This window comes from uncultured Microbacterium sp. (assembly GCF_963528945.1).
Taxonomy (GTDB): Bacteria; Actinomycetota; Actinomycetes; order Actinomycetales; family Microbacteriaceae; genus Microbacterium.
In genome coordinates, this window is sequence record NZ_CAURWX010000002.1 from 377,636 (window position 1) to 404,458 (window position 26,823).

The 26,823-nt window shown below is 69.5% G+C and carries 25 protein-coding genes; 17 read left to right on the forward strand and 8 right to left on the reverse strand.

The features are described 5' to 3' along the window. Positions 1–100: 100 nt before the first annotated feature. Together fdxA and RWS82_RS08965 are read left to right on the forward strand one after the other, a co-directional pair. Positions 101–430 (forward strand): ferredoxin, encoded by a 330-nt coding sequence (gene fdxA, locus RWS82_RS08960; protein ID WP_314649044.1) that lies wholly within the window; start codon positions 101–103, stop codon positions 428–430. Between the two features lie 98 nt (positions 431–528). After that, on the forward strand, positions 529–1,017 hold the full coding sequence (locus RWS82_RS08965) for a flavin reductase family protein (RefSeq protein WP_400190082.1): 489 nt from the start codon (positions 529–531) through the stop codon (positions 1,015–1,017). 88 nt (positions 1,018–1,105) lie between these two features. Here the strand turns inward: RWS82_RS08965 and RWS82_RS08970 are convergent, their stop codons facing one another. After that, complete coding sequence (locus tag RWS82_RS08970) at positions 1,106–2,104, reverse strand: LacI family DNA-binding transcriptional regulator (protein ID WP_314649047.1); 999 nt, start codon at positions 2,102–2,104, stop codon at positions 1,106–1,108. A 77-nt stretch (positions 2,105–2,181) separates the two neighbouring features. Then, positions 2,182–3,843, reverse strand: a complete 1,662-nt coding sequence (locus RWS82_RS08975; RefSeq protein WP_314649049.1) for a glycoside hydrolase family 13 protein — start codon at positions 3,841–3,843, stop codon at positions 2,182–2,184. A 239-nt stretch (positions 3,844–4,082) separates the two neighbouring features. Between RWS82_RS08975 and RWS82_RS08980 the strand changes: the two genes are divergently transcribed. Continuing rightward, positions 4,083–5,348 carry a hypothetical protein gene (locus RWS82_RS08980; RefSeq protein ID WP_314649052.1) on the forward strand — a complete coding sequence of 422 codons (1,266 nt, stop codon included), beginning with the start codon at positions 4,083–4,085 and terminating at the stop codon, positions 5,346–5,348. A gap of 103 nt (positions 5,349–5,451) precedes the next feature. On the opposite strand, the gene RWS82_RS08985 is transcribed toward RWS82_RS08980, so the two are convergent. Further along, the gene (locus tag RWS82_RS08985; RefSeq protein WP_314649054.1) at positions 5,452–7,098 is read right to left on the reverse strand and encodes a beta-N-acetylhexosaminidase; all 1,647 of its coding nucleotides are present in this window, start codon (positions 7,096–7,098) and stop codon (positions 5,452–5,454) included. 261 nt (positions 7,099–7,359) lie between these two features. Between RWS82_RS08985 and RWS82_RS08990 the strand changes: the two genes are divergently transcribed. The 5 genes from RWS82_RS08990 to RWS82_RS09010 all read left to right on the forward strand — a co-directional run bounded on the left by RWS82_RS08990 (position 7,360) and on the right by RWS82_RS09010 (position 12,899). After that, on the forward strand, positions 7,360–8,679 hold the full coding sequence (locus tag RWS82_RS08990; protein ID WP_314649057.1) for an extracellular solute-binding protein: 1,320 nt from the start codon (positions 7,360–7,362) through the stop codon (positions 8,677–8,679). A gap of 98 nt (positions 8,680–8,777) precedes the next feature. After that, entirely contained in the window at positions 8,778–9,761 is a 984-nt protein-coding gene (locus RWS82_RS08995) for a sugar ABC transporter permease (RefSeq protein ID WP_314649060.1), read from the forward strand. A 1-nt stretch (position 9,762) separates the two neighbouring features. Then, positions 9,763–10,617, forward strand: coding sequence for a carbohydrate ABC transporter permease (locus tag RWS82_RS09000; RefSeq protein WP_314649063.1), 855 nt, complete (start codon positions 9,763–9,765; stop codon positions 10,615–10,617). 75 nt (positions 10,618–10,692) lie between these two features. Beyond that, positions 10,693–11,805: an ROK family transcriptional regulator gene (locus RWS82_RS09005; RefSeq protein ID WP_314649066.1), complete on the forward strand. Its 1,113-nt coding sequence runs from the start codon at positions 10,693–10,695 to the stop codon at positions 11,803–11,805. After that, positions 11,802–12,899 (forward strand): ROK family transcriptional regulator, encoded by a 1,098-nt coding sequence (locus RWS82_RS09010; protein WP_314649069.1) that lies wholly within the window; start codon positions 11,802–11,804, stop codon positions 12,897–12,899. Before RWS82_RS09005 ends, RWS82_RS09010 begins: the two co-directional genes overlap by 4 nt. Positions 12,900–13,014: 115 nt before the next feature. Here the strand turns inward: RWS82_RS09010 and purQ are convergent, their stop codons facing one another. The 3 genes from purQ to RWS82_RS09025 all read right to left on the reverse strand — a co-directional run bounded on the left by purQ (position 13,015) and on the right by RWS82_RS09025 (position 14,590). Beyond that, positions 13,015–13,722: a phosphoribosylformylglycinamidine synthase subunit PurQ gene (purQ, locus tag RWS82_RS09015; RefSeq protein WP_314649071.1), complete on the reverse strand. Its 708-nt coding sequence runs from the start codon at positions 13,720–13,722 to the stop codon at positions 13,015–13,017. Further along, the gene (purS, locus tag RWS82_RS09020) at positions 13,719–13,967 is read right to left on the reverse strand and encodes a phosphoribosylformylglycinamidine synthase subunit PurS (RefSeq protein ID WP_314649076.1); all 249 of its coding nucleotides are present in this window, start codon (positions 13,965–13,967) and stop codon (positions 13,719–13,721) included. Before purS ends, purQ begins: the two co-directional genes overlap by 4 nt. Positions 13,968–14,059: 92 nt before the next feature. Continuing rightward, positions 14,060–14,590: an adenine phosphoribosyltransferase gene (locus tag RWS82_RS09025; protein ID WP_314649079.1), complete on the reverse strand. Its 531-nt coding sequence runs from the start codon at positions 14,588–14,590 to the stop codon at positions 14,060–14,062. Positions 14,591–14,919: 329 nt separating this feature from the next. Here RWS82_RS09025 and RWS82_RS09030 point away from each other — a divergent pair, with 329 nt between their 5' ends. The 6 genes from RWS82_RS09030 to RWS82_RS09055 all read left to right on the forward strand — a co-directional run bounded on the left by RWS82_RS09030 (position 14,920) and on the right by RWS82_RS09055 (position 21,640). Next, positions 14,920–16,227, forward strand: a complete 1,308-nt coding sequence (locus RWS82_RS09030) for an ABC transporter substrate-binding protein (protein ID WP_314649082.1) — start codon at positions 14,920–14,922, stop codon at positions 16,225–16,227. 97 nt (positions 16,228–16,324) lie between these two features. Further along, positions 16,325–17,374 (forward strand): sugar ABC transporter permease, encoded by a 1,050-nt coding sequence (locus tag RWS82_RS09035; protein WP_314649084.1) that lies wholly within the window; start codon positions 16,325–16,327, stop codon positions 17,372–17,374. Next, positions 17,371–18,261 (forward strand): carbohydrate ABC transporter permease, encoded by an 891-nt coding sequence (locus RWS82_RS09040; protein ID WP_400190077.1) that lies wholly within the window; start codon positions 17,371–17,373, stop codon positions 18,259–18,261. Before RWS82_RS09035 ends, RWS82_RS09040 begins: the two co-directional genes overlap by 4 nt. Before the next feature lie 5 nt (positions 18,262–18,266). Further along, positions 18,267–19,697, forward strand: a complete 1,431-nt coding sequence (locus RWS82_RS09045; protein WP_314649087.1) for a GH1 family beta-glucosidase — start codon at positions 18,267–18,269, stop codon at positions 19,695–19,697. A gap of 79 nt (positions 19,698–19,776) precedes the next feature. Then, entirely contained in the window at positions 19,777–20,772 is a 996-nt protein-coding gene (locus RWS82_RS09050) for a LacI family DNA-binding transcriptional regulator (protein ID WP_314649089.1), read from the forward strand. Between the two features lie 196 nt (positions 20,773–20,968). Next, positions 20,969–21,640 (forward strand): TetR family transcriptional regulator, encoded by a 672-nt coding sequence (locus RWS82_RS09055; protein ID WP_314649092.1) that lies wholly within the window; start codon positions 20,969–20,971, stop codon positions 21,638–21,640. Positions 21,641–21,768: 128 nt separating this feature from the next. Here the strand turns inward: RWS82_RS09055 and RWS82_RS09060 are convergent, their stop codons facing one another. Beyond that, complete coding sequence (locus RWS82_RS09060; RefSeq protein ID WP_314649095.1) at positions 21,769–23,124, reverse strand: solute carrier family 23 protein; 1,356 nt, start codon at positions 23,122–23,124, stop codon at positions 21,769–21,771. An 88-nt stretch (positions 23,125–23,212) separates the two neighbouring features. Beyond that, positions 23,213–24,097 (reverse strand): phosphoribosylaminoimidazolesuccinocarboxamide synthase, encoded by an 885-nt coding sequence (locus RWS82_RS09065; RefSeq protein ID WP_314649099.1) that lies wholly within the window; start codon positions 24,095–24,097, stop codon positions 23,213–23,215. An 87-nt stretch (positions 24,098–24,184) separates the two neighbouring features. On the opposite strand from RWS82_RS09065, the gene RWS82_RS09070 reads away from it, so the two are divergent. From RWS82_RS09070 to RWS82_RS09080, 3 genes are all read left to right on the forward strand, one after another. Then, positions 24,185–24,400: a DUF2945 domain-containing protein gene (locus tag RWS82_RS09070; protein ID WP_314649101.1), complete on the forward strand. Its 216-nt coding sequence runs from the start codon at positions 24,185–24,187 to the stop codon at positions 24,398–24,400. Between the two features lie 208 nt (positions 24,401–24,608). After that, entirely contained in the window at positions 24,609–25,235 is a 627-nt protein-coding gene (locus tag RWS82_RS09075) for a PadR family transcriptional regulator (RefSeq protein ID WP_314649104.1), read from the forward strand. After that, complete coding sequence (locus RWS82_RS09080; protein ID WP_314649107.1) at positions 25,232–26,749, forward strand: DHA2 family efflux MFS transporter permease subunit; 1,518 nt, start codon at positions 25,232–25,234, stop codon at positions 26,747–26,749. Before RWS82_RS09075 ends, RWS82_RS09080 begins: the two co-directional genes overlap by 4 nt. The last annotated feature ends 74 nt before the right edge of the window (positions 26,750–26,823 follow it).

The following is a 26,823-nucleotide window of genomic DNA, read 5'->3' on the forward strand; positions in this document are numbered from 1 at the left end:
CGTTCGCTGCGGATGCTCGGACCGCAAGCCCCCGCCTGCGGATTTGACCTAAAGTGTACTTGAGGTTTTAGCGTGAGACGCTGACCCGGAGGATTCCCCCATGACCTATGTGATCGCTCTGCCCTGTGTCGATGTGAAGGATCGTGCGTGCATCGACGAGTGTCCTGTCGACTGCATCTACGAGGGGGAGCGGTCGCTGTACATCCACCCCGACGAGTGCGTGGATTGCGGGGCGTGCGAGCCGGTGTGCCCGGTCGAGGCGATCTACTACGAGGATGATCTGCCCGATGAGTGGCAGGACTACTACAAGGCGAATGTGGAGTTCTTCGACGAGATCGGCTCTCCCGGTGGTGCGGCGAAGGTGGGCGTGATCGCTCACGATCATCCGATCATCGCCGCCCTCCCGCCCCAGGCCGAGGGTGCAGAGTGACCGCCGACACCTCCCGCGCCGCATCCGATGCACCGACCGTCCCGACGTCCGCCGCGGGCGCATCGGGCGATGCGGTGCCCCCCGCATCCGGAGCTCCGGTGCCGAGCGCGGTCGGCGAGGGTCTCAAGGCGGCCTTCCGCACCCATCCCGCCGGGGTGGCCATCATCACGGCCTCGACCTCCGAGGGGCCGGTGGGGCTGACCGCGTCGAGCGTCGCATCCGTCGCCGTCGACCCCGCCGCGATCGTCTTCTCCGTCACTCGCGCGACCGGCAGTGCCGGGGGGCTCCTCTCGGCCGACTCGTTCGTCGTGCACCTCATCGACGACGACCACTCCGAACTCGCCCAGCGGTTCGCGGTCAGCGGGTCGGAGCGCTTCACCCCCGAGCAGGGCTGGAGCACGCTGCCCACCGGCGAGCCCTACCTGCCCGCCGCCCGGTTCGCCCTGCGCAGCCGCGCCCTGCAAGTCGTGCCCGTCGGCACGTCGAGCGTCGTCATCGCCGAGGTGCTCGACGTCCTCGCGGGCCCGCAGGGACGCCCGCTCGTCTACGTCGACCGCCGCTTCCACTCCCTCCCGCCCCAGCCCTGACGGTCCCGTCGGCACCGTTCCGGTCGCGCGAACGGCTGCTCTGAGGGCTCAGACGAGCCACTCGTGCGACGGGAAACCCCAGAAGCGCTCAGGAACCGGCGGTCGAGCCGCGCTCGGTGAGCACGAAGGGCGACGCGGCGGCGGGCGGCTCCGCCTCGCCCAGGCGCGCGAGCACGGCGGCGGCGGCGCGCTCGCCCTGCTGCAAGGGGAACTGGTCGACCGTGGTGAGGTCGAAGATCGCGCCCAGCTCATGCCCGTCGATGCCGATGACCGCGAGGTCCTCGGGCACGCGGATGCCCAGCTCCCGCGCGGCGAGAATCGCCCCGATGGCCATCTCATCGGATGCCGCGAAGATCGCCGTCGGCCGCGGCCCCTCGGCGCTCAGCAGTGCGGTCGCCGCCCGGTGCCCGCCCTGGATCGTGAAGTCGGCGACGAGCACCCGCGCCGGATCGAGGGGGATGCCGGCGGCCGCGAGCACCTGCTCGAACCCGCGGCGCCGGTTGGTGGGCACGTGGAAGTCGGTGTCGAACTCGGCTCCGGCGCCGATGTACGCGATGTCGCGGTGCCCGCGGGAGACGAGATGCTCGGTCGCGAGACGGGCGATGCCGATCTCGTCGACGGTGAGGGTGTCGAGGCCGGGATGCGGACCGCCGATCGCGATGACCGGCAGACCGAGATCGAGCAGCCGCCGCGTCTCGTCGTCGTCGAGCTCGATCGACACGGCGATCACGGCATCCACCCCCTGTCGGCGCAGGAACGTGTCGAACACGTGCCGCCGCACCTCGCGGTCGGGGGTGATGTTGTAGAGGCTGATGTCGTAGCCGGCGCGCATGAGGGCCGTCGAGACGCCCGACAGCACGGTGCTGAAGAACCACCGGTCGAGGTAGGGCACGATCACCCCGACCGTGCGCGTGCGCCCGGAGGCGAGGCTGGATGCCCGCGACGACACCACGTAGCCCAGAGCGTCAGCCGCCTCGATCACCCGCGCGCGGGTGGCGGGAGACACCGCGGCCCCTCCGCTCAGCGTGCGCGACACGGTCGCCGTCGAGACGCCCGCGCGGCGGGCCACGTCGTCGATGCTCGTCATGTCGTGCCTCTCCGGACGTCGGATGCGGGTGGCGGGTGGCGGATGCCGGGACGACGCGCGCCGCCCCGGCATCGGCCTCAGCCCCGGGTGTACCAGACGGCGGTGTCGACCGGCAGCTCCGACCCCTCGACCGGCTGGCTGGCCAGCACGATCGTCGCGTCAGCAGGCAGGGGGAGCGGCGCGGAACCCAGGTTCACGAGCACGTGCACGTCACCGCGGCGGAAGGCGACCGCATCCGCTCCGGCGTCCTCCCAGACGAGCGATCCCGTCGCGAAACCGAACTCGCGGCGCTTCACCAGCAGCTCCTTGTAGAGCGCGAGCGTCGAGGTCGGGTCGGCCTCTTCCGTCGAGCGGGCGAACTGCGCCCACTCCGACGGCTGCGGCAGCCACGACCGGCCGGTCTCGTTGAAACCGTAGGCGGGGGCATCCGCGTCCCAGGGCAGGGGCACGCGGCATCCGTCGCGTCCGTACCGCTCGCCGTTCGTGCGGAACCAGGTGGGGTCCTGACGGAACTCGTCGGGGATCTCCATCGCCTCGGGCAGACCCAGTTCCTCGCCCTGGTAGATGTACGCCGATCCGGGGAGAGCGAGCATGAGCGCCGTCGCGGCGCGACCGCGGGCGCGGCCGACGACCGGGTCGGGCTTGCCCGGGGTGTTCGGTCCGATGCCCTCACCCTGCGGGTTGTCGACGGTGAGCGCCAGGCGCGTCGCGTGACGCACGACATCGTGGTTCGACAGCACCCAGGTGCTGGGGGCGCCGACGTTGCCGAACGCGTCGAGCGACTCGCGGATGACCGAGCGCAGCTTCTCGGCGTCCCACGGGGTCATGAGGTACGGGAAGTTGAAGGTCTGGTGCATCTCGTCCGGACGCACCCACTCGGCGGTGCGCTCGAGGGTGGGCAGCCAGGCCTCGCCGCAGAGGGCGCGGTCGCCGTCGTACTCGGCGAGCACCTTGTGCCAGTCGCGGTAGATCTCGTGCACGCCGTCCTGGCCCCAGTACGGCACGTCGGCCTGTCCGCCGCCCATCGAGTCGGCATCCGCCGGCGGCACGTAGTCGGGAAGGCCCTCGGTCTTGATCATGCCGTGCGCCACGTCGACGCGGAATCCGTCGACGCCGCGGTCGAGCCAGAAGCGCAGGATCGAGCGGAACTCTTCCTGCACCTCCTCGTTGTTCCAGTCGAAGTCGGGCTGGGTCACGTCGAAGATGTGCAGGTACCACTGGCCGGGGGTGCCGTCCGACTCGGTCACGCGCTGCCACATGCCGCCGCCGAACACCGACTCCCAGTTGTTGGGGGGCAGTTCGCCGTTCTCGCCGCGGCCGTCGCGGAAGATGTAGCGGGCGCGCTCGGGGCTGCCGGGGCCGGCCTTCAGCGCCTGCTGGAACCACTCGTGCTGGTCGGAGGAGTGGTTCGGCACCAGGTCGACGATCACGCGGATGCCCCGGGCATGCGCCTCGGCGAGCATGGTGTCGAAGTCGGCGAGGGTGCCGAACAGGGGATCGACGTCGCGGTAGTCGGCGACGTCGTAGCCCGCGTCGCGCTGCGGGCTGGTCATGAACGGGCTCAGCCAGATCGCGTCGACGCCGAGGTCCTTCAGCGAGTCGAGGCGGGCCGTGATCCCGGGGAGGTCGCCGATGCCGTCGCCCGAGGCGTCGGCGAAGGAGCGCGGGTAGATCTGGTAGATGACGGCGCTGCGCCACCACTCGGAACCGGGCGCGGCGAACTGTTCGAGCTGAGTCATGCCCCCACCCTAATGCAAACGCTTACATCGTTCCCGCCCTCCGCGGGTGCGGGATCAAAATTCCACCTCCGAGGGCCGTTCTGCGTGCGAAAGTGATCCCGCAGCACGAACGACTCGTAAACGAGAGGAAATATCCCTCCCAAACCCCTTCCACTGAGCGGGTTAGAGATGCGAAGATCGTGGCACGACCGGGGGGCGGCGCTGTCTTGCCGACCTCCCACATCTCCTGCGAGGTTGCCATGTCCCGTTCTCCGCGCCGTGCCGCCGGATGGGTTGTCGCTGCCGTTCTCGTGGCCTCAGCCGTGTTCGCCGGCAGTGCGGCGACGGCCTCGATCAGCGCCGAGGCCGCCGACGACCCGGTTCCGCCGACCGGGGCCCCCGACCGCACGGTCTCGATCGCGCGCGCCTACGAGTTCCTCGACGCGCGCATCGACCAGTTCTGCGACGACGACGGCATGTGCCTGCCGCGCAGCTACGAGGGCGGCTTCTTCACCACCCCCACGTGGGACTTCACTCCGTCGTTCGTCTACGACGACGCGCTCGTCGTCATCGCCTACACGGCGCGCGGCCTGCCCGACGACATCCGCCGCGCCGAGTCGATCGGCGAGGCGTTGCTGTTCGTGCAGGCCAACGACCCGATCGGCGACGGGCGCGTGCGCACCCACTACGAGCCGCACGGCATCCGCGAGGGGCGCATGGTCATCACCGGGCCCGGCACCTTCACCGGCAACCAGGCCTGGGCCGGCCTCGCCCTGACCCGGCTCTTCCACGCCACCGGCGACCAGCGCTATCTCGACGGCGCGCTGCGCATCGCGAACTGGATTCAGACGAACACGGCCGACATGGTGCGGGCTCCTTACGGGTATACCGGCGGACAGACGGATGCCGGTGTCTCGCTCGAGTGGAAGTCCACCGAGCACAACAGCGACATCGCCGGCTTCTTCACGCAGCTCGCCCAGCTCACCGGCGACCAGGTGTGGGCGGAGCGGGCCACGGTCGCGGCCGACTTCGTCACCGCGATGCAGAGCGCCGACGGACACGTCGACACCGGCACCCTGAACGACGGCAGCACGGTGAACACCCGCCCCATCCCGCTCGATGCGCAGACCTGGAGCGCGCTCGCCATGGGCGACCCGCGGTACTCCACGGCACTCGACTGGACCCTCGCGCACCTCATCGCCACCGACGGCCCGTACCTCGGCCCCGGCATCAGCGACGTCGACGTGTCGAAGGTCTGGTTCGAGGGTGCAGGGCACCTCGCCCTCGCCCTCAAGCTGCGCGCCCAGCCCGGCGATGCCGATGAGGCCGAGTCGCTGCTGGCGAGCATCCGTCTCGGTCAGCGCGACGAGCCGAACGGCGACGGCAAGGGCATCACCGCCACCTCGACCGACGGCCTCGACTCGGGGTTCGGCGACCTCTACTACGCCAGCCTGCACACCGGCGCGACCGCCTGGTTCCTGCTCGCCGAGGCCGGCGACAACCCCTTCACCCTCCCCGCCGACTGACCGCGACCCCATCGATCTCGCAGATCTGCACGATCTCGCAGGGAACGGGCCTCTTCCCTGCGAGATGCGGCAGATCTGCGAGATCCCGCGCGCCCGCTCGCGTCTAGCTGATGTTCGCGGTGATCCGGGCGAGGTGCGCCGCAGCCTCCTCCACCGATCGGGTGCGTCCGCTGACGCCCGGGCGTTCCTGCCACGGACGGGGCCCATCGGCCCGCCGGTACTCGACCCCGGCGGCGTCGAGGCGGGCGAGGTGCTCGGTCAGACGGGGCGCGAACTCGGCGAAGTCGCGCTCCCCCCGCGTCCACAGGGCTTCGGCGACCGCAGCCAGACGGGGGAACGCGCGATAGTCGAGCACCCGCATCGAGTCGATGTGCTCGGTCCAGAGATTGGCCTGGCCGCCGAGCACGTGCCGCGCTTCGTCGGCGTCGAGCTCGGCCGGAACGGGGTCGAACGAGTATGCCTTCTCGAGCGTCGTCACCGTGCCGGTCGGGATCGGCTCCGACGCGAGGTCTGACTCGCGGTAGTCGAGGTAGACCGTGTCTTCGGGGCAGGCCACGACGTCGTGTCCGGCGCGGGCGGCCCCGAGCGCTCCCACCCGGCCGCGCCAGGAGAGCACCGACGCCCCGTCGGCCAGACCTCCCTCGAGGATCTCGTCCCAGCCGAGCAGCTTGCGCCCGCGCGAGGCGAGATGCTGGCCGATGCGACCGACGAACCAGCTCTGCAGCTCTTCCTCGTCGTGCACGCCCAGTTCGCGCATGCGCTCCTGGGTGCGCGCGTCTTCGACCCACTGCACCTTCGGGCATTCATCGCCGCCGATGCAGATGTACTCGGAGGGGAACAGCTCGATCACCTCGTCGAGCACCCCGCAGAGGAAGTCGATGGTCGACTCCTCGACGTTGAAGATGACGGGGTTCACACCCCACAGGGTCCACGGCGTCGTGGGGGCGGCGTCGCCCACGCCGAGTTCGGGATACGCGGCGACGGCCGCCTGCGCATGGCCGGGCAACTCGATCTCGGGCACGACCGTGATGCCCCGGGCGGCGGCGTACGCGACGATCTCGCGGATGTCGTCCTGCGTGTAAAAGCCGCCGTGCGGTCGGCCGTCGGCGGCGGAGCCGTGGGCGGCGCCCAGCTGGGTCTCGGGTCGCCAGCCGCCGACCTCGGTCAGCCGCGGGTACCGGGCGATCTCGACGCGCCACCCCTGGTCGTCGGTGAGGTGCAGGTGCAGCGTGTTGAGGCGATGCATGGCCAGCAGGTCGATGAAGCGCAGCACGTCGCGCGTCGGGGCGAAGTGCCGGACCACGTCGAGCATCGCGCCGCGCCACGGGAACTTGGGTTCGTCGTCGAGCTGCACGAGCGGCGCCGTCCAGCGTGTGTCGCTCGCGGGGGAGCGACGGTAAACCGCGGCGGGGAGGAGTTGCAGCAGGGCCTGGACCGACCAGTGCCCGCCGCGGGGCGTGGATGCCGCCAGTACCGCGGAGTGCGGGGTCGTCTCGAGCGTGAACCCTTCGGGCGCGAGCGTCGGGTCGACGTCGAGGCGGATGCACGGGGCGTCGCCTTCGGAGTCGGGTGCGTCCGCCCCGCCGATCGTGATCGGCAGGACGAAGCCCGTCGCGGCGCGCAGCCTCTCCTGGAGCCGGAGCGCCGGTTCGAGCAGGTCGGGGTGGGTCGAGAGACGGGTATCGCTGGCCAGCGCGAATTCCCCGGGTGTGGTTTTCGAGGTCTGAGGTCGGGGTAGAAGCGTGGGCATTTTCGTGTGTTCTCCTGGGCTATTCGAAAGGTCGCGAATTAGTTGGTTTCATGACCTAATAGTTAGTAAACAAAGTGACCTAATTTCCCGCCTCCAGGTGCGGTACACCCGGCAACAGAGCCGTCATCACGCGGAAATATAACAGTTGTACATTTGCCAACATAATCATTGACAAGCGATATGCAACAGATGTGTACTAACTTCGGCGTACGACACATCGACGTATCGTTCGCGGTAATCCCACCTACCAAGGAGAGTTAAGTGGCAATCAGGAAAATGACGGCGATCGGGGCGATGGGTATCGCCACGGCTCTCGCACTGACCGCGTGCTCGGGATCGGCCGGCGGCAACGCGGCAGCGCCCAGCGACGGCAAGGTGCCCGAGGTCGACGGGGCGGGTGAGAAGATCACCGTCTGGGTGATGCAGAACGACTACAGCGCCGAGACCCTCGACGCGATCAACGCCAAGTTCACCGAGCTCACCGGGGCCGAGGTCAGCGTGCAGTCGCAGACGTGGGACGGCATCACCACCAAGATCACCACGGCGCTCGCCACCGACACCCCTCCGGACGTGCTCGACGTCGGCAACACCCAGATCGCCAGCTACGCGGCGAACGGCGGGCTGCTCGACCTCACGCCGTACCAGGACGATCTCGCCCAGGACCAGACCTGGCTCGACGGCCTGGTCGACCCCGCCACGGTCGACGGCAGCCTCTACGGAGTGCCCGGCTTCGCCGGCGCCAGGGCGGTCATCTACAACAAGAAGATGTGGGCGGATGCCGGCGTCACCGAGGCCCCGAAGACCTACGACGAGCTGACGGCTGCACTCGACAAGGTCAAGGCCGCCAACGCGCAGACTCCCGACTTCTCGGCGTTCTACCTGCCCGGCCAGTATTTCTACGCCGGCATGCAGTTCGTCTGGGACGCGGGCGGCGACATCGCCTCCCAGAAGGACGGGGAGTGGGCGTCCGGCTTCTCCTCCGACGAGGCGCAGGAGGGGCTCGAGGCGTTCCAGACCTTCCAGAACTCGTACTCGACCTCGGCCTCGGCGACCCTCGATGTCTTCGAGCCGAACCAGAGCCAGCTCTTCGCCGACGGCAAGACGTCCGCGATCCTGAACACCAACACCGCCGCGATCCTGAAGATCAACCCGGCGCTCGAGGCGGATCTCGGCACCTTCCCCTTCCCCGGCATCTCCGGCGACCTGCAGCCGGTCATGCTTGGCGGATCCGACTGGGCGGTGCCCGCCAAGTCGAAGCACGCCGACCTGGCCCTGAACTGGGTGAAGATCGCGGCGAGCCCCGAGATCCAGCGCGAGTTCGTCGTCGGCGTCGACAAGTGGATCCCGAACAGCGTCGAGGGGATCGAGTTCGCGCAGGAGACCCTCGACGAGGTGCGGTCGAGCTTCTTCACCGCCGCTCTCACGTCGAAGGCCACACCCGCCAACGCCAACTGGACCACGATCGAGAGCAACAAGGACATCAACAGCCTGTTCTCGGCCGTGGCCTCCGGGTCGAAGAGCATCGAAGACGCGGCCGCCGACTACGACGCCGCCGCCGACAAGACGCTCAACACCCCGTGACACCGGGGGATGCCGCGCGGACGACCCGCGCGGCATCCCCTCCTCCGACCCCGACTGCCGCCGTGCGGCACGCCGCCGACCCGACGAAAGGCGAGTCCTTGGTCACCACCTCCGTGGAGTCCCCGCCGACGCCTCCCACCCGCACCGCCCGCCCCGCGCGCCCCGCGCCGCGGCCCCGCTCCCGCAGCCTCACCCGCTCGTCCGCGCCCTTCTGGCTGCTGACGCCCGCCGGCCTGATGATCGTGTTCGTCACGCTGCTGCCGATCGGGTTCCTCGTCTTCACGTCGTTCACGAACTACAACCAGCGCACGCTCTTCACGGGCGCCTTCGACGTCGTGGGCTTCGACCAGTACGCCGCCGTGCTGACCGATCGGGAGTTCTGGCTCTCGCTCCTGCGCACGCTCGTGTTCACCGCCGCCCTCGTGATCGGCAGCGTCGCCATCGGCGCCGGCATGTCGCACCTCATGACACGGCTGCCCTCCGCCCTGCGCCACGTGACCACCGTGGTGCTCATCCTCGCGTGGGCCATGCCGAACGTCGCCTCGTCGATCGTATGGTCGTGGCTGTTCCAGCCCCAGTACGGGGTGATCAACTGGATGCTGACGCAGCTCGGCATCTTCGGAGACATGACCAGTCGCGACTGGGCCTCCGACCCCGTCCTCGCCTGGGTGTGCATCTGGTTGCTCGTCGTGTGGGGTGCGGTGCCGTTCATCGCCCTGACGTTGTACGCGGCCGAGACGCAGGTCGCGGTCGAGTTGAAGGAGGCGGCACGTCTCGACGGAGCATCCGAATGGCGCATCTACCGCGTCGTCGTGCTGCCGTCGATCGCCCCCACGATCCTGCTCGTCACCATGCTGTCGATCATCTGGGACTTCAACGTCTTCAACCAGATCTGGCTCATCTCCGAGGGCGGCCCCGACGGGGCGACGTCGACCCTCGGCGTGTTCACCTACACGACGGCGTTCTCGGGAAACCTGCAGATCGGGGCCGGGTCGGCCATCGCCGTCGCATCGACCGTCATCCTCGCGGTGCTCAGCGCCGTGTACATCCGTCAGCTCGTGCGCACGGGAGAGGACCTCTGACATGACCACCCGAACCCGTCGCCTGCGGCGCCTCCCCTGGATCAGCAGCAGCATCGCGATCGTCTTCTGCATCGTGTGGGCGTTCCCCGTCTACTGGATGGTCAACACGGCGTTCAAGCCCCGCTCGGAGATGCTCAGCAGCACCCCGCACTTCTTCCCCGAGGCCCCCACGTTCGACAACTTCGTCACCGCGGTCGGCAGCGGTCAGTTCCTCGTGTACCTGCAGAACTCGGTGATCGTCGTCGCCGGCGCCGTGATCTTCGCGATCGTGCTCGGCATCTTCGCCGCGGCGGCCCTGTCGCGCTTCCGGTTCCGCGGACGCCGGGCCATCCTCGTGCTCATCCTCATCGTGCAGATGCTGCCCGGCACCGCCCTGCTCATTCCGCAGTTCCTCATCTTCAACTCGATGGGTCTGCTCGGCACGTACTGGGGTCTGATCTTCGCGTACGTCGCCAGCGTGCTGCCGTTCTCGATCTGGGTGATGCGCGGCTTCTTCCTCGCCATCCCGATCGAGATCGACGAGGCGGCGCGCATCGACGGAGCCTCCACCTGGCAGGTGCTCACGAAGGTGCTGTTCCCGCTCGTCATGCCGGGCATCGTATCGAGCAGCGTCTTCGCGTTCATCGCCGCGTGGAACGACTACATCGTCGCGTTCACCTTCATGAAGGACCAGGCGAACTACACCCTCCCCGTCTGGCTGAACTCGTTCACCGTGTCGGTGGGCGGCGAACTCGGCACCGACTACGGCGGACAGATGGCCGCAGCGACGCTGTTCTCGCTGCCGGTGGTGGTGTTCTTCATGATCATCCAGCGCAACCTCGTCACCGGCATGTCGGCCGGCGCCGTCAAGGGCTGAGCGCGCCCGATGACCCAGGCACCCCCCGGTGAGGAACCGGGCTCGACGCCGGAGCCCGCCGGGGGACAATGGGCTGTGGCCGATCTCCGCATCACGACCAAGGCGCTCCCCGAGCACAATCGCGTGCGCAACAGGGCGATGCTGCTGCAGACGCTCTTCCACGAAGGGCCGCGCAGCCGCGCCGACATCGCACGGGGGTCCGGGCTCAACAAGGTCACGGTCTCGACGATCGTGGGCGACCTCATCGAGCAGGGCATCCTGATCGAGGCCGGGCAGTCTGCCGACGTGCGCGTCGGGAAGCCCGCGACTCTCGTCGCGATCGACGACGACTCCCGATCGGTGATCAGCCTCGACCTCAGCGACGCCCTGTCGTTCCGCGGCGCGGTGATGAACCTGCGCGGCCAGGTGTCGCACCAGCGCGACGTCGCCATGGACACCGAACGGGGCGATGCCGCGGTCGCACGGGTCGTGGAACTGGCCGGCGAGCTCCTCGCCGGAGCGCACGCCCCCGTTCTCGGGATCGGCGTCGGCAGCCCGGGCATGGTCGACCGTGCGGGCGTGGTGCGCTTCGCGCCGCACCTCGGGTGGTTCGACACCGACCTGCGCGGGGCGCTGGCCGACCGCTTCGGCGTTCCCGTGCACGTCGTCAACGACGCGAACGGCATGGCGCTCGCGGTGCACACCTTCCGCGACAACGACGGGCGGAGCATCCTGGTCGTCACGATCCAGCGCGGTGCGGGCGCCGGGCTCATCGTCGGCGAGACGCTGGTCGACGGAGTCGATTTCGCGGCCGGGGAGATCGGCCATGTCGTCGTTGATCCGCGCCGTGAGACGACCTGCCTGTGCGGCCGGTCCGGATGCCTCGACTCCATCGTCGCGGTGCCGCAGATGCGCCGTCGTCTCGACGCGGGGGAGGATCGCGACGTCGTCATCGCGGACGCCGCGGAGGCGCTCGGCGCCGCCCTGGCGCCGATCATCTCGGTGCTCGGCGCGACGCACGTCGTGCTCGTCGGGCCGGAGGACATCCTCGACGAGGGGTTCGCGGCGGGCACCCGCGCGCACCTCACCGAGCGCACCCTGCCCACTACGACCAGCACCATCAGCGTCGACATCGGATCGGACGGCGGACTGCTCGCCCTGCAGGGCCCCCTCGTTGCCGTGCTCTCGGCAGAGTTGGGCATCTCGTGAGCGAGAAGGCGCTGCCCGAGCACGCACGGCAGGTCAACCGGTCGCTGATCCTCCGCACGCTGTTCCGCTGCGAGGCGATGAGCCGCGCAGACCTCGCGCGCGCCACCGGACTCACCCGTGTGAGCGTGTCGCGCATCGTCGACGACCTGGGCGCCGAGGGACTCGTGCGCGAGACGGGGCCGAGTCCCGAGGGCAGGGTGGGCAAGCCAAGCACGCTCATCGCGCTCAACCCGGACGCCTACCACGTCGTCAGCCTCGACCTCTCGGCCTACGCCGAGCTGACCGGCGCCATCATGAACCTCGACGGCGAGGTCGTGCACACGAGGACGGTGCCCACCCGTGGAGCGCGGGGCACCGCTCTGCTCGAGAAGGTGTGCGATCTCGCGGCGGCGCTCGTGAAGCGTTCGACCGTGCGCGTGCTCGGGGTGGGGATCGGCTCGCCCGGCGTCGTCGGAGCCGATGGCGTGGTGCGCGAGGCCGTCGCCTTCCATTGGCACGACCTCGATGTCACCGCGGCCGTGTCGGCGGTGGTCCCGGTGCCCGTGCATATCGCCAACGACGCCAACGCCGCCGCACTCGCCGCCCGCACGTACGGGCAGCCCAGCGCCGAAGATCTCGCGCTCGTGCGCATCGGGCAGGGCATCGGCAGTGGGGTGATCGTCGGCGGGATGCTGGTCACCGGCCCCCGGTACACGGCCGGGGAGATCGGCCATGTGCTCGTCGACCCCGGAGGCGAGGTGTGCCGCTGCGGACGGCGCGGATGTCTCGAGGTCGTCGCGGCCGTGCCCTACCTGCGGCAGCGTCTGGCCGATGACCCGGCCTCGACGTCGGACGTGCTCTCGCGGGCCGGGCGCGCGCTCGGTGGGGTGATGAGCCCGGTGGTCGCCGCGCTGGGCCTCGAACAGGTCGTGGTGTCGGGGCCGCTCGACATCGTGGGCGGCGTGTTCCTCGACGAGATGCGGGCTGCCGTCGAACTGCACTCCCTCGCGATCGTCACCGACGACCTCGAGATCCGGGTCGCCGTGCGCGGTGACGACATCGTGCTGCTCGGCGGCACGGCTCTGGTGATCGCCGAGGAGCTCGGCATCCGCTGATCCGGCTGCCGCAGCGGCCGCTCATGATCTCGCAGATCTGCACGATCACGCACGACCCGGGCGGTATCGCTGTGGGAATCTGCAGATCTGCGAGAAGGTGCGGGGCTCCGCGGGATCAGGCGGCGACGCGGGCGACCGCGGCGACCGCGCTCGCGAAGAAGCCGACGCCGTCGATGCCCGAGCGCATCGCTGCGGAGGTGTTCGGGCCGAAGCCGGCCTCGGTGGCGTGCTCGGGGTGCGGCATGAGCCCCACGACGTTGCCGGCCTCGTTCGTGATGCCGGCGATGTCGCGCAGCGAGCCGTTCGGGTTCACGCCCGCGTAGCGGAAAGCCACGAGCCCTTCGCCCTCGATGCGGTCCAGGGTCTGCTCGTCGGCGATGTACCCGCCGTCGGCGTTCTTCAGCGGGATAACGATCTCCTGCCCGCGGCGGAACTCGTTCGTCCAGGCCGTGTCGGAGTTCTCGACGATCAGGCGCTGGTCGCGCCGGATGAAGTGCTGGTGGCTGTTGCGGATCAGGCCGCCGGGCAGCAGGTGCGACTCGACGAGCATCTGGAAGCCGTTGCAGATGCCGAGCACGGGCATGCCCTTCGCAGCGGCATCCTTGACCTCGGCCATAATCGGCGAGAGCGCCGCGATGGCACCCGCGCGCAGGTAGTCGCCGTAGCTGAAGCCGCCGGGCAGCACGAGGGCGTCGACACCCTCGAGGTCGTGCGAGCCGTGCCACAGGGCGACGGGCTCGGCGCCGGCGATGCGCACGGCGCGCTGCGCGTCGCGATCGTCGAGCGAACCCGGGAAGGTGACGACGCCGATGCGGACGGTCACTCGACGACCTCGATGCCCACGACGTCTTCGATCACCTGGTTCGAGAGCACCTCGTCGGCGATGCGGCGGGTCTCGGCGAGCAGCTCGTCGGTGACCTCGCCCTCGACCGTGAGCTCGAAGCGCTTGCCGATGCGCACATCGGTAAAGCCCTCGACGCCGAGCCGGGCGAATGCGCCGGTGACGGCCTTCCCCTGAGGGTCGAGCAGTTCGGACTTGGGCATGACGTCGACGACGATGGTGGGCATGAACGGCTCCAGAAGTCGCGGGAGGGCTGGCGCGATCAGTCTACCGTCCCGGGCGGGTCGTCCCGCCGCGGGCGGCGGTGCCGGCGGCCGGTTCAGGCGTGGAAGACGGTGTGCAGGTCGCCGATCAGGTCGCGGCCGCCGAGGCCGTCGATCTCGAACAGCACCGAGATGCCGGTGACGTGGCTGCCGAGGCGCTCGACCAGCTGCCGCCCCGCGGCCAGGGTTCCCCCGGTCGCGAGCACGTCGTCGATCAGCAGCACGCGCGATCCGGCGGGCAGGTCGTCGTGCATCTCGATCGTCGCAGTGCCGTACTCGAGCGCGTAGTCGACGGATGCCGCGGGCCGGGGGAGCTTGCCGGCCTTGCGGATCGGGATGAGGCCCGTACCGGCGGCGATCGCCGCGGCGCTGGCGAGGATGAAGCCACGCGCCTCGATGCCCGCGATCACGTCGAACTGCCCCGCGAACGGTTCGATGATCGCCTCGGTGGTGACGCGCAATGCCTCGGCGTCGGCGAGCAGGGGTGTGATGTCGCGGAAGACGATGCCGGGCTCGGGGTAGTCCGGAACGCTGCGGATCAGGGCTTCGGCGCGGCGGAGGGCGGGGGAGAGTTCGGCTTCGGGCACCGAGCAAGGGTACCCCTCGGCGCGGTGTCGACCCGAACTCAGGACGCAGGCAGCCGTCGGGTCACCGCGGGGCGATGGGACGGCCGATCCGGGGCCGCGCGTCCTGAGTTGATGTCGGCGGGCGACGGATGCGCCGGGCGGAGACCTGCTCTTGACACCTTTGGGAGCGCTCCCATACAGTGGCCGGAACGTCGTGGGAGCGCTCCCATCGTGAGCCGTCCCGACGTCGTTGATCAGCGCCGCACCATCAGCGCCGCACCTCCCGCACCATCACCTCGCACCACCACCTCGCACCACCCACCTCGCACCACCTCACAAAGGAGTGAACCGTGAACCCACGCGCCCGCCACCGGGTACTCATCACCGCCGCCGTGGCATCCGCCTCGGCCCTCGCCCTCGCCGGCTGCGCCGGAGGCACGACCGACGGCCAGGCCGGAGCCGACGAGAAGATCACGCTGACCGTCACCACGTTCGGCACGTTCGGCTACGACGATCTGTACGACGAGTACGAGGAAGCGCACCCGAACATCACCATCGAGGCGACCAACATCGACACGGGCGGCAACGCCCGCACCGACGCCTTCACCAAGATCGCCGCCGGTTCGGGGCTCAGCGACATCGTCGCGATCGAGGAGGGGTGGCTCGGTGCCGTCATGGACGTCTCCGACACCTTCGTCGACCTGCGCGACTACGGCATCGAGGACCGCAAGGGCGACTGGGTCGACTGGAAGTACGGCCAGGCGACGGATGCCGAGGGCCGGGTCATCGGCTACGGCACCGACATCGGCCCCTCGGGCATCTGCTACAACGGCGCCGCGTTCGAGGCGGCGGGTCTGCCGAGCGACCGCGAGTCGGTCGCGGCGCTGCTCGAGGGCGACTGGGAGAACTACTTCCAGGTCGGTGCCGACTACACAGCCAAGACGGGCAAGGCCTGGTACGACCACTCGGGCTTCGTCTGGAACGCCATGGTCAACCAGCTCGACGAGGGCTACTACACCTCCGACGGCGAACTGAACGTCGAGGGCAACGCCGAGCTGCAGGAGCGCTTCGAGATGCTCGGTGCCGCGACCGAGGGTGGCCAGTCGGCCGCGCAGACCGCGTGGGACTGGAACGGCGGCAAGTCGTTCGTCGACGGCACCTTCGCCACGTTCGTGTGCCCGGGGTGGATGCTCGGCGTCGTGCAGGGTCAGGTCGAGGCCGGCGGCGGCGACGCGTCGACGGGCTGGGACTTCGCGGACGTCTTCCCGGGCGGCGCGGTCAACTGGGGTGGCGCGTTCCTCTCGATCCCCGAGAGCTCGCAGCACAAGGAGGCAGCGGCCGAGCTCGCCGACTGGCTGACGCAGCCCGAGCAGCAGGTGAAGCAGTCGGCCGCGGCCGGCAACTTCCCCTCGACGGTCGAGGCCCAGGAGTCGCTGGCCTCGGATGCCACGCCGAACGCCTTCTTCAACGACGCCCCGACCGGCGCCATCCTCGCCGAGCGGGCGAAGGGAGTGGTCGCGCAGTTCAAGGGTGCGGACGACTCGGTCATCCAGGAGAACGTCTTCGGCCCGGCGCTCACCGCGCTCGACCGCGGCGACACCGACACGCAGGGCGCCTGGAAGCAGGCCCTGTCCCTCCTCGACGAGCTGGTCGGCTGACCCCGGCCCCCTTCCCGTCGCAGTTTCTGTCGGTCGCGCCCGCGCGAGCCGACAGAAACTGCGACGGGAGCACCGGATCCTGGATGAGGACAGCACCATGACTCTCACTGCACCGCCTGCGCAGGCGCAGTCGGCGACGGCATCCGAGACGACCCCGGATGCCCGCCCCCGGCGCTCCTGGCGCCACCGGGTCTCGCGGTTCGACCAGCGGGCCTCGCCGTACCTCTACATCTCGCCGTTCTTCCTGCTGTTCGGCCTCGTCGGCCTGTTCCCGCTGCTGTACACGGTCTACGTCGCCGTGCACGAATGGGACCTGCTGAAGGGCGAGGGCGGCTTCGTCGGTCTCGGCAACTTCGTCGAGATCCTCGGCGACGGCATGTTCTGGAACTCGATCCGCAACACGCTGAGCATCTTCCTGCTCTCCGCGATCCCGCAGCTCTGCATCGCTCTCGTGATCGCCGCTCTGCTCGACCGCGGCCTGCGGGCTCCGACGTTCTGGCGCATGAGTGTGCTCATCCCGTTCGTGGTGACACCGGTGGCGGTCGCGATCATCTTCTCGAGCATCTTCAACGAGGCCGACGGGCTGGCCAACAATCTCCTCAACCTCGTCGGCATCGCCGATCAGCAGTGGAAGCACGATCCGCTGCTGTCGCACCTCGCGATCGCGATCATGGTGAACTTCCGCTGGACCGGGTACAACGCGCTCATCCTGCTCGCGGCGATGCAGTCCGTGCCGCGCGACCTCTACGAGTCGGCGGCTCTCGACGGGGCGGGCGCCGTGCGCCGCTTCTTCTCGATCACCATCCCGACGATCCGCCCCACGCTCATCTTCGTCGTCATCACGGCGACGATCGGCGGGCTGCAGATCTTCGCCGAGCCTCGGCTGTTCGACGTGTCGACGGCCGGCGGCATCGGCGGCAGCGATCGGCAGTTCCAGACGACGGTGCTGTTCCTGTGGGAGCTCGCCTTCTTCCGTCGAGACCTGGGCGAAGCATCCGCCGTCGCGATTCTGCTGTTCCTGCTGATCGTCGGCATCGGCGTGATCAACTTCCTCATCTCGCGGCGCATCGCCACCGGGGATGCCGCCACCAGCCGTCGCGCGCGCCGCCGCGCCGCACGCACCCGCGTCGAGGAGGACGCCCGATGACCGCGACCATGGCGCTCAGCGTCCCCGAGAAGATCCGTCGCCGCCGCGCGGCATCCGGAGGCGCCGCCGGCATCGGCAGCCGGCCCGGATTCGTCACCTACGGCCTGCTGACCGCGTTCGTGCTCGGCAGCGCCTACCCGCTGTGGTGGTCGTTCGTCGTCGCGAGCGGCACGAACGCGACCCGCGGCGAGACGGTACCGCTGATCCCCGGCGGCAACTTCCTCGCCAACGCGGCGAAGGTGCTCGACGCCATCCCCTTCTGGCTGGCCCTGGGCAACTCGTTCCTCATCTCGGGCATCATCACGCTGTCGGTGGTGACGTTCTCGACGCTCGCGGGGTACGCGTTCGCGAAGCTGAGGTTCCGCGGGCGCGACGGCCTCATGGTGTTCGTGATCGCCACGATGGCGATCCCCACGCAGCTCGGCATCATCCCGTTGTTCATGCTCATGCGCGAGCTGGGCTGGACCGGGTCGATCGGTGCCGTGATCGTGCCGACGCTCGTGACCGCGTTCGGGGTGTTCTTCATGCGCCAGTACCTCGTCGACGTCATCCCCGACGAGCTCATCGAGGCGGCGCGCATGGACGGCGCGAACCAGTTCCGCACCTTCCTGACCGTCGGGCTCCCCGCCGCCCGCCCGGCGATGGCCATCCTCGGCCTGTTCACGTTCATGACCGCGTGGACCGACTACCTGTGGCCCCTCATCGTGCTCTCCCCGCAGAACCCGACCCTCCAGACCGCACTCAGCCAGCTGCAGTCCGGTTACTACATCGACTACTCGATCGTGCTCGCCGGTGCGGTGCTCGCGACCCTCCCCCTGCTCGTGCTCTTCGTGGCCGCGGGCAGGCAGCTGGTCAGTGGCATCATGGCGGGCGCGGTGAAAGGATGACCTCTATGACCCGTGCTTTCCCCCGGAATTTCCTGTTCGGAGCCGCCACGGCGGCCTATCAGATCGAGGGGGCGGCGTTCGACGACGGGCGCACGGCGTCGATCTGGGATGCCTTCTCGCGGGTGCCCGGAGCGGTGATCAACGGCGACAACGGCGATGTGGCGTGCGACCACTACCACCGCTACCGCGACGATGTCGCGCTCATGAAGGACCTCGGGCTGCAGACGTACCGCTTCTCGACGTCGTGGTCGCGCGTGCGGCCGGACGGCGGCGCCGTGAACCCCGCGGGCGTCGACTTTTACAGCCGCCTCGTCGACGAACTGCTCGCCGCCGACATCCTGCCGTGGCTCACCCTGTACCACTGGGACATGCCGCAGGCGCTGCAGGACAAGGGCGGATGGACGAACCGCGAGGTCGTCGACCGGTTCCTCGAGTACGCCGGCACCATGCACGACGCGCTCGGCGACCGGGTGAACGTGTGGACGACGCTCAACGAGCCGTGGTGCTCGTCGTTCCTCTCGTACACGAGCGGGGAGCACGCGCCCGGTCACACGAGCATCGCCGAGGGGCTGCTCGCCTCGCACCACCTGCTGCTCGCCCACGGCGAGACGGTGCGCGAGCTGCGCGGCCGCGATGCGTCGCTGAATCTCGGCATCACGCTCAACCACACCGTGGCCGACCCGGCGAATCCCGACGACCCGGCCGACGTCGACGCCGCGCGTCGCGTCGACGGCCAGTTCAACCGCTGGTTCCTCGACCCCATTTACCGCGGCGAGTACCCCGCCGACATCGTCGAGGACATCCGCGCGGTGGATGCCGAGGCCGTCGCCGCCTTCGAGGCGGCGATCCACGACGGCGACCTCGCGACCATCGCGCAGCCGATCGACACGCAGGGCGTGAACTACTACCACGGCGACCTGCTGTCGGGAACGGCTCCGGCCGAGGCGGCGGTCGACTTCGTGCCGGACACGGAACGCAAGACCCGCAGCCCCTACCCGTCGCACGAGAACATCTTCAACGTGGAGCGCGGCCTGCCCCGCACCGCGCAGAACTGGGAGGTGCAGCCCGAGGGTCTCACGCGCCTGCTGCAGCGGGTGTGGGCCGAGTACGCGCAGCCGGCCGGCACCGTGCTCTACATGACCGAGAACGGCGCGGCGTACGACGACGAGGCCGTGGTCGAAGACGGGGAGACGCGCGTGCACGACGCCGATCGCACCGAGTTCCTCCGCCTGCACCTGGGTGCGGTGCTCGACGCCGCCGAGGCGGGGGTCGACGTGCGCGGCTACTTCTACTGGTCGCTGTTCGACAACTACGAATGGGCGTGGGGCTACGACAAGCGCTTCGGCATCGTGCGCGTCGACTACGACACCCAGGAGCGGAGTCTGAAGGACTCGGCACGGGAGTACGCTCGCATCATCGCCGCTCGTTCCCTCTGAGCCCGCGGGCTCGTCCTTCGAGCACGGGCGGCGACGGCGGGTCGGGCATCCGATCCGCCGTCCGCCCGGAAGGAGAGCCGTGTCGTCGCGAGCCACGATCGAAGAGGTCGCGTCTGCCGCAGGAGTGTCGCGGTCGACCGTGTCGCGCGTGGTGAACGGGTCGACGGCGGTGAGTCCGGAGGCGCTCGCCGCGGTGCGCATGGCCATCGAGCAGCTCAGCTACGTGCCCAACCGGGCGGCCCGCTCGCTGGCGTCTCGGCAGACCCGCGCGATCGCCCTGATCGTGCCCGAAGACACGTCGCGCTTCTTCGGCGACCCGTTCTTCGCGGCGATCGTCGCGGGCATCACGGGGGCCCTCCACAGTTCCGACTATCTGCTGAATCTGCTCATCGCGAGCGACGACCCGGGTGACAAGATGACCGGCTTCGTGCGCAACGGCGGCGTCGATGGGGCGCTGCTGGTGTCGCATCACACGAGCGACGCGTTCGTCGAGCGCGTCGCCGACGCCGTGCCGGTGGTCTACGGCGGTCGCCCGGTGACCTCGCGCCCCAGCGACTACGTGGTCGACGTCGACAACGTCGCGGGGGCGCGGGTGGCCACCCAGCGCCTGCTCGACATCGGCCGCACTCGCATCGCCACCATCACCGGGCCGCTCACGATGGAGTCGGCGATCGACCGCGTGCAGGGCTACCGCGATGCGCTGGCGGATGCCGGGCTCGCACCGTTCGTCGAGGAGTCGGGTGATTACAGCGAGGCCAGCGGAGCGGAGGCCGCGCGGCGGATCCTCGCGGCCGGGCGACCCGACGCGCTGTTCGTCGCGAGCGACCTGATGGCGCGCGGGGCGCTCACCGCACTGCGCGCGGCCGGGGTGCGCGTGCCCGACGACATCGCCGTCGTGGGATACGACGACTCGTCGGTGGCGCTGAGCTGCGATCCGCCCCTCACGACGATTCGCCAACCCATGTACGCGCAGGGCGAGGCGATGGCGCAGGTGCTGCTCTCGCGGCTGGCGGGGGAGGAACCGCCCCGCACGACGATCCTGCCGACGGAGCTCGTCGTGCGGGCATCCGCCTGACCTGATTCTCCGGAACGGGTGCGGCCCTGTCGCCCCCTCGTGGACAGGGACGCACCCGTGGGCGGAGACGCCCGAACGTGTCGCTGCGACGTACCCTCCGGGGAAACTCGTAGCTTGAATGTACGTTCAGTGTTTACTCTATACCCCGGGGGGTGTGTTCCGACACACGCATCGGGGAATGGGAAGTGAACAGCACATGGCCCGATCAGAGGATCAGAATCGCCTGGCTCGACAGCGCGCCAAAGAGGTGATCGTGCAGGCCGCGATCGAGGTGTTCGAGGAGCGCGGCGTCTCGGGCGCCAGCATCGCCGAGATCACCAAGCGGGCGGGCGTCGCGCAGGGGCTGGTCAGCTACCACTTCGGCGGCAAGGACCAGCTCATCTCCGCGGTGATCGACCGCTGGTTCGAGACGCTGCTCGGCCTCCCCAGCGTCGAGGGCACCCCCGATGAGGTGCTGGCGTCGATCATCGACGCGGTCTTCATGGCCACGGCCTACGCGGTGCCTCTGCAGCGCGTGGTGATCGCGATGCAGCAGCAGCCGGCCACACGGCGGCTCTTCGCCGAGTCCGAGGAGCGGCACGACGACGCGGTCACGGTGGCCGAAGACGCGGTGCGCGAGCTCTTCCGCGCCCGCGGTGCCGCCGATCCGGCGCTCGAAGAGGTGATGCTGCGCAGTGTGCTCGAGGGCATCTTCGTGAAGTACTCGGTGTACGGCGACACCTACCCGCTCGAGGACTCCCGCATGTGGGTGCATGACCTGTACCGGTTGCCGGCGCCGACCGAGCCGCTGCCCCTCTCGGTTCCACGGCATACCGGCGAGCCGCGGCCCCGCGCCCGCGGCGCCGTCCGCGACGACACCGCCGGGTGATGCGGTTGGGTGACGCCGTCGGGTGATGCCACGGGGCGACGCCGTCGGGTGACGCCGCCGAGCGACGCAGAAGGCCCCGGATGCTCGAGCGGAGCATCCGGGGCCTTTCTCGTCTCTCATGCCTGCGGTCAGGCCGGGTCGCCGCCCAGCGGGCCCACCGGCTCGAGCGGCTTCGGGTCGTCGGCGCCCGTCTTGCGCGCGCGGGCGATGAGGTTGCCCACGTGGTAGATCAGCAGCGCCGCGACGGTGCCGAGCACGATGCCGCCGAACGCGAAGTCGCCCAGGTTCATCGAGAACCCGGCGATGCCGATCACGAGCGACACCGCCGCCGTGTACTGGTTCACCGGGCGCGAGAAGTCGACCCGGCTGTCGACCCAGATCTTGATGCCGATGATGCCGATGAGTCCGTACAGCGCGGTGGTCGCGCCGCCGAGCACGCCCGCGGGGATCGAGTTGAACACCTCGCCGACCTTCGGCGAGAACGCCAGCAGGATCGCGAAGAGCCCCGCGACCCAGTAGACCGCCGTCGAGTAGACGCGCGTCGCCGCCATCACGCCGATGTTCTCGCCGTACGTCGTCGTGCCCGAGCCACCGAAACCGCCGGCGATCGTCGTCGCCACACCGTCGGCGATGAGCGCACGACCGGTCTGCTTGTTGATCGCCGGATCCTCGGTCATGGTCGCGACACCGCGCACGTGCCCGATGTTCTCGGCGACCAGCACGAGAACCACCGGCAGGAACATGGCGATCGTCGACCACGTGCCCGGGTCGACGAAGTCGGGGAAGTGGAAGTCGGGCAGGCCCACCCACGGCGCCTCGCCGATGAGTTCGGCGGGGGTCTTGCCGCCGCGCAGGGCGTTCGGCACCTCGAACGAGCCGTTGAACGCGGCCCAGACGAAGCCGACGGCCACGCCGAGGAAGATCGAGATGCGCCCCAGGAAGCCCTTGAACAGCACCGCGAACAAGATGATCGCCACGAGGGTGATCGTGGCGGTCAGCGGATCGAGCGCGAAGTTGCTCCAGGCGGTCGGGGCGAGGTTGAAGCCGATGAGCGCGACGATCGCACCGGCGACCACCGGCGGCATGAGCGCGTCGACCCAGCGCAGGCCGGCGAACTGCACCACGAGGCCGACGATCGCGAGCAGGATGCCGACGGCCACCACGCCCGCGAGCGCCGAACCGAAGTTGCCCGAGGCGGTCGCCGCGGTGATCGGGGCGATGAACGCGAACGACGAGCCCAGGTAGCTGGGCAGGCGGTTCTTCGTGATGAGCAGGAAGAGCAGCGTGCCGATGCCGCTGAAGAGCAGCGTGGTTGAGACGGGGAAGCCCGTCAGTGTCGGCACGAGGAAGGTCGCGCCGAACATCGCGACGACGTGCTGGGCGCCGATCGCGATCGTGGCCGGCCAGTTCAGGCGTTCGGTCGGGCCGACGACGGCACCGGGCGCGACCGTACGGCCGTTTCCGTGGATGTTCCACAGGGGCATGCGGGCTCCTCAAGAATCGGGGTGGGGGAGTGCTGGAGCCACACTACCGATTCCTGAGTGTTCCCTGGGTGCGCGGGAACCGTCGCGGTCAGGCGCCGAGGCGCTCGATGAGCTCGCGGTAGCGGTCGGCCGTGCGGTCGACGACATCGTCGGGCAGCACGGGCGGCTCGCCCTGCTTGTCCCAGTTCGCGGCGAGCCAGTCGCGCACGATTTGCTTGTCGAAGCTCGCCATGCGCTCGGCGGGGGTCGCGCCGGTGCGCCACGCCTCGGCATCCCAGTAGCGCGACGAGTCGCTCGTGAGCACCTCGTCGGCCAGGCGCAGCGTGCCCTCGGCATCCGTTCCGAACTCGAACTTCGTGTCGGCGAGGATCAGGCCCTTCTCCTCGGCGATCGCCGCCGCGCGCGTGTAGATCGCCAACGAGGCGTCGCGCAGCTCGACCGCGCGCTCGGCGCCGACCAGCTCGACCGTCTTCTCGAAGGTGATGTTCTCGTCGTGCTCGCCCAGCGGTGCCTTGTAGGCGGGGGTGAAGAGCGGCTCGGGCAGGCGGTCGCCGTTCTGCAGACCGGCGGGCAGGGCGATGCCGCACACGGTGCCGCTCTGCTGGTACTCGACCCATCCCGAGCCCGTGATGTAGCCGCGCACGACGCACTCAATCGGCAGCATCTCGAGCGACTGCGCGAGCATGGCGCGGTCTGCCACCGCATCCGGGATCTCGCCGTCGGCGAGGTGGTTCGGGGCGTCGAGCTCCGCGAACCACCAGCGACTGAGGCGGGTCAGCAGTGCACCCTTCTGCGGGATGCCGGGCTCGAGCACGACGTCGAAAGCGCTCACCCGGTCGCTCGCGACGACGAGGATGCGGGTGTCGGCGGGGTCCTCCGAGGCGTACAGGTCGCGGACCTTGCCCGAATAGAGGTGACGCCAACCGGGGATGCTCTGTGCCGTGCCTTCTGCAGGAGTGCTCACCCGCCCCATTATCCCGGTCGCGCGCCCGCGGCGGTGTCAACCCCTGGTGCGCGGGGTGGAGGGTGGGCGACCCTCGGAGCAACGAGCGGAGGAATCATGGCGAAGGAACTGTCGAAGGGCGACCGGGTGAGCTGGAGCACCTCGCAGGGGCGCACGCAGGGCACGGTCGAGGAGAAGCGGGTGAAGGACTTCGAGTTCGCGGGGCAGAAGTTCACGGCATCCGATGACGAGCCGGCCTACATCGTGAAGTCGGAGAAGAGTGGCGACAAGGCCGCCCACAAGGGCTCTGCGCTGCGCAAGCTGAAGAGCTGACCCCGCGCTGCGGCGCGAACTGCAGGTTCCGCGGCGGGATGCAGGCGGAAGCCGCCGGATGCTGCCTGCATCCCGTCTTCGTGCCTGCAGGTTGCGCCGCGCCGACGCGCCGCGCCGACCCGCCGCGCCGACGCGCCGGAGTCCGGCTGTCTTGCAGACCACGGACCCGCAGGCGTATAGTCCACGTGGACTAATCGAGGTGGAGCAGGTGGCGAAAGAACCGATCGACACGCTCACCCCCATGGGGGTGATGGTGCTCGCGCTGCTGCGCGAGTCCGACATGCACCCCTACGAGATGGTGCGACTGCTGCGCGTGCGGCAGGACGATCGGCTGGTCACGATCACCAACGGCACGCTGTATCACACGGTCGCCCGCCTGCAGCGGGCTGGCCTCATCGACGAGGTGGGCATCGACCGCGAGGGCAACCGCCCCGAGCGCACCACCTACACGTTGACGGATGCCGGTCGCGACACGGTCGTCGCCTGGGTGCGGCGCGAACTGCCGCGGATCGACCGCGAGACCGACTTCCGCATCGCGCTCGCTGAGGCGCACAACCTCGAACGCGACGACACCGCGGCCCTGCTGCGGGAACGCCGCGATGCGCTCGCCGCCGCGCACACCGTCCTCCGCGACGGGCTGCACGAGGCGCACGCGAAGGGCGTGCCGCCGCAGGTGCTCGTCGAGATCGAGCGCGAAGAGGCGCTCCTCGACGCCGAGCTGCGATGGCTCGACGCGTTCCTCCTCCGCCTCGACGGCGACGACCTCCCCTGGGGTCCCGACGCCTTCGACGACTCCGACCGCTATCTCGCTCAGCGAAAGGCTGCCCAGCAATGACCGAAACCCGTCAGACCGCGAATCCCGAGACCGGGCCGTTCGCGGCCGGGAACGAACCGAAGAGCCCCTGGCCCGCCCTCTGGGCGCTCGTCATCGGCTTCTTCATGATCCTCGTCGACACGACGATCGTCTCGGTCGCGAACCCCGCGATCAAGGCCGCCCTCGACCCGAACACCAACAACCTCGACAACGTCGTGTGGGTGACCAGCGCCTACCTGCTCACCTACGCCGTGCCGCTGCTCATCACCGGGCGCCTCGGTGACCGCTTCGGCCCGAAGAACATCTATCTCATCGGCCTCGCGATCTTCACCGCGGCCTCGCTCTGGTGCGGTTTGTCGACCTCGCTCGAGGGACTCATCGCGGCCCGCGCCGTGCAGGGACTCGGGGCGGCGTTCATGACGCCGCAGACCATGGCGGTCATCACCCGCACCTTCCCGCCCGAGCGCCGAGGGGCGGCCATGGGGCTGTGGGGCGCGACGGCGGGTGTGGCGACGCTCGTCGGCCCGCTGCTCGGCGGCGTGCTCGTCGACGGGCTCGGCTGGGAGTGGATCTTCTTCGTGAACCTGCCCGTCGGCGTGATCGCATTCGTCGCCGCGTGGATCCTCGTGCCGCGTCTGAAGACGCACCCCCACCGCTTCGACATCCTCGGCGTGGTGCTGAGCGCCGTCGCGATCTTCCTCGTGGTCTTCGGGCTGCAGGAGGGCGAGAAGTACGACTGGGGCGTCATCTGGGGCCCGATCTCGGTGTGGGGCATGATCATCGCGGGCATCGTGGTGCTGGCGATCTTCGTGCTGCAGCAGTGGAAGACGAAGAGCGAGGCGCTCGTGCCGCTGGAGCTCTTCCGCGACCGCAACTTCTCGGGCGCGAACATCGCGATCGCCGCCGTCGGCTTCACGGTGACGAGCATGTCGCTGCCGCTCATGTTCTTCCTGCAGACCGCCCGTGGCCTGACCCCGACGCAGTCGGCCCTGCTGATGATCCCGACCGCTGTGCTCTCGGGCGTACTCGCTCCGGTCGCCGGCAAGATCCTCGACCGCACCGATCCGCGCCTCATCCTCATCCCGGGTCTGCTTGCGGTCTCCGGCGGTCTGTTCTGGTACTCGTCGCTGGTGAACATGGACACCCCGGTGTGGATGTTCCTGCTCCCCTCCGCCCTCATGGGCATCGGCAACGCCGGCATGTGGGGTCCGCTCGCGACGACCGCCACCCGTCGCCTGCCGATGCGTCAGGCCGGTGCCGGAGCGGGCATCTACAACACCACCCGCACCATCGGTTCGGTGGTCGGGTCGGCGGCGATCGCGACCTTCATGCAGGCGCGCCTCGAGGCGAACCTACCCGGTATGGACGACGCGTCCGGCGCGATCGGCGCCGGTGGGGGCACGCTGCCGGATGCCGTGGCCGAGGGCTTCTCGGCGGGAATGTCGCAGGCGATCCTGCTGCCGGCCTGCGCGATCCTCGTGGCGCTCGTGGCGTCGTTCTTCCTGCGCGGCGCGGACAAGCATCCGGCGTCCTGACCTCGTGCCCGCTCCCGCCGTCTCGCGGGAGCGGGGCGGGGCTGCCCTCGAGCGGCGACTAAGGTAGACGGCGG

Coding starts and splice junctions, on each gene's coding strand:
- RWS82_RS09065 (WP_314649099.1), bottom strand. CDS start 24,097: ATGGGGCGGGTGAGCACTCCTGCAGAAGGCACGGCACAGAGCATCCCC.
- fdxA (WP_314649044.1), top strand. CDS start 101: ATGACCTATGTGATCGCTCTGCCCTGTGTCGATGTGAAGGATCGTGCG.
- RWS82_RS09045 (WP_314649087.1), top strand. CDS start 18,267: ATGACCCGTGCTTTCCCCCGGAATTTCCTGTTCGGAGCCGCCACGGCG.
- RWS82_RS09035 (WP_314649084.1), top strand. CDS start 16,325: ATGACTCTCACTGCACCGCCTGCGCAGGCGCAGTCGGCGACGGCATCC.
- RWS82_RS09060 (WP_314649095.1), bottom strand. CDS start 23,124: ATGCCCCTGTGGAACATCCACGGAAACGGCCGTACGGTCGCGCCCGGT.
- RWS82_RS09055 (WP_314649092.1), top strand. CDS start 20,969: ATGGCCCGATCAGAGGATCAGAATCGCCTGGCTCGACAGCGCGCCAAA.
- RWS82_RS08980 (WP_314649052.1), top strand. CDS start 4,083: ATGTCCCGTTCTCCGCGCCGTGCCGCCGGATGGGTTGTCGCTGCCGTT.
- RWS82_RS09070 (WP_314649101.1), top strand. CDS start 24,185: ATGGCGAAGGAACTGTCGAAGGGCGACCGGGTGAGCTGGAGCACCTCG.
- RWS82_RS09080 (WP_314649107.1), top strand. CDS start 25,232: ATGACCGAAACCCGTCAGACCGCGAATCCCGAGACCGGGCCGTTCGCG.
- purS (WP_314649076.1), bottom strand. CDS start 13,967: ATGCCCACCATCGTCGTCGACGTCATGCCCAAGTCCGAACTGCTCGAC.
- RWS82_RS08985 (WP_314649054.1), bottom strand. CDS start 7,098: ATGCCCACGCTTCTACCCCGACCTCAGACCTCGAAAACCACACCCGGG.
- RWS82_RS09000 (WP_314649063.1), top strand. CDS start 9,763: ATGACCACCCGAACCCGTCGCCTGCGGCGCCTCCCCTGGATCAGCAGC.
- RWS82_RS08975 (WP_314649049.1), bottom strand. CDS start 3,843: ATGACTCAGCTCGAACAGTTCGCCGCGCCCGGTTCCGAGTGGTGGCGC.
- RWS82_RS09040 (WP_400190077.1), top strand. CDS start 17,371: ATGACCGCGACCATGGCGCTCAGCGTCCCCGAGAAGATCCGTCGCCGC.
- RWS82_RS08970 (WP_314649047.1), bottom strand. CDS start 2,104: ATGACGAGCATCGACGACGTGGCCCGCCGCGCGGGCGTCTCGACGGCG.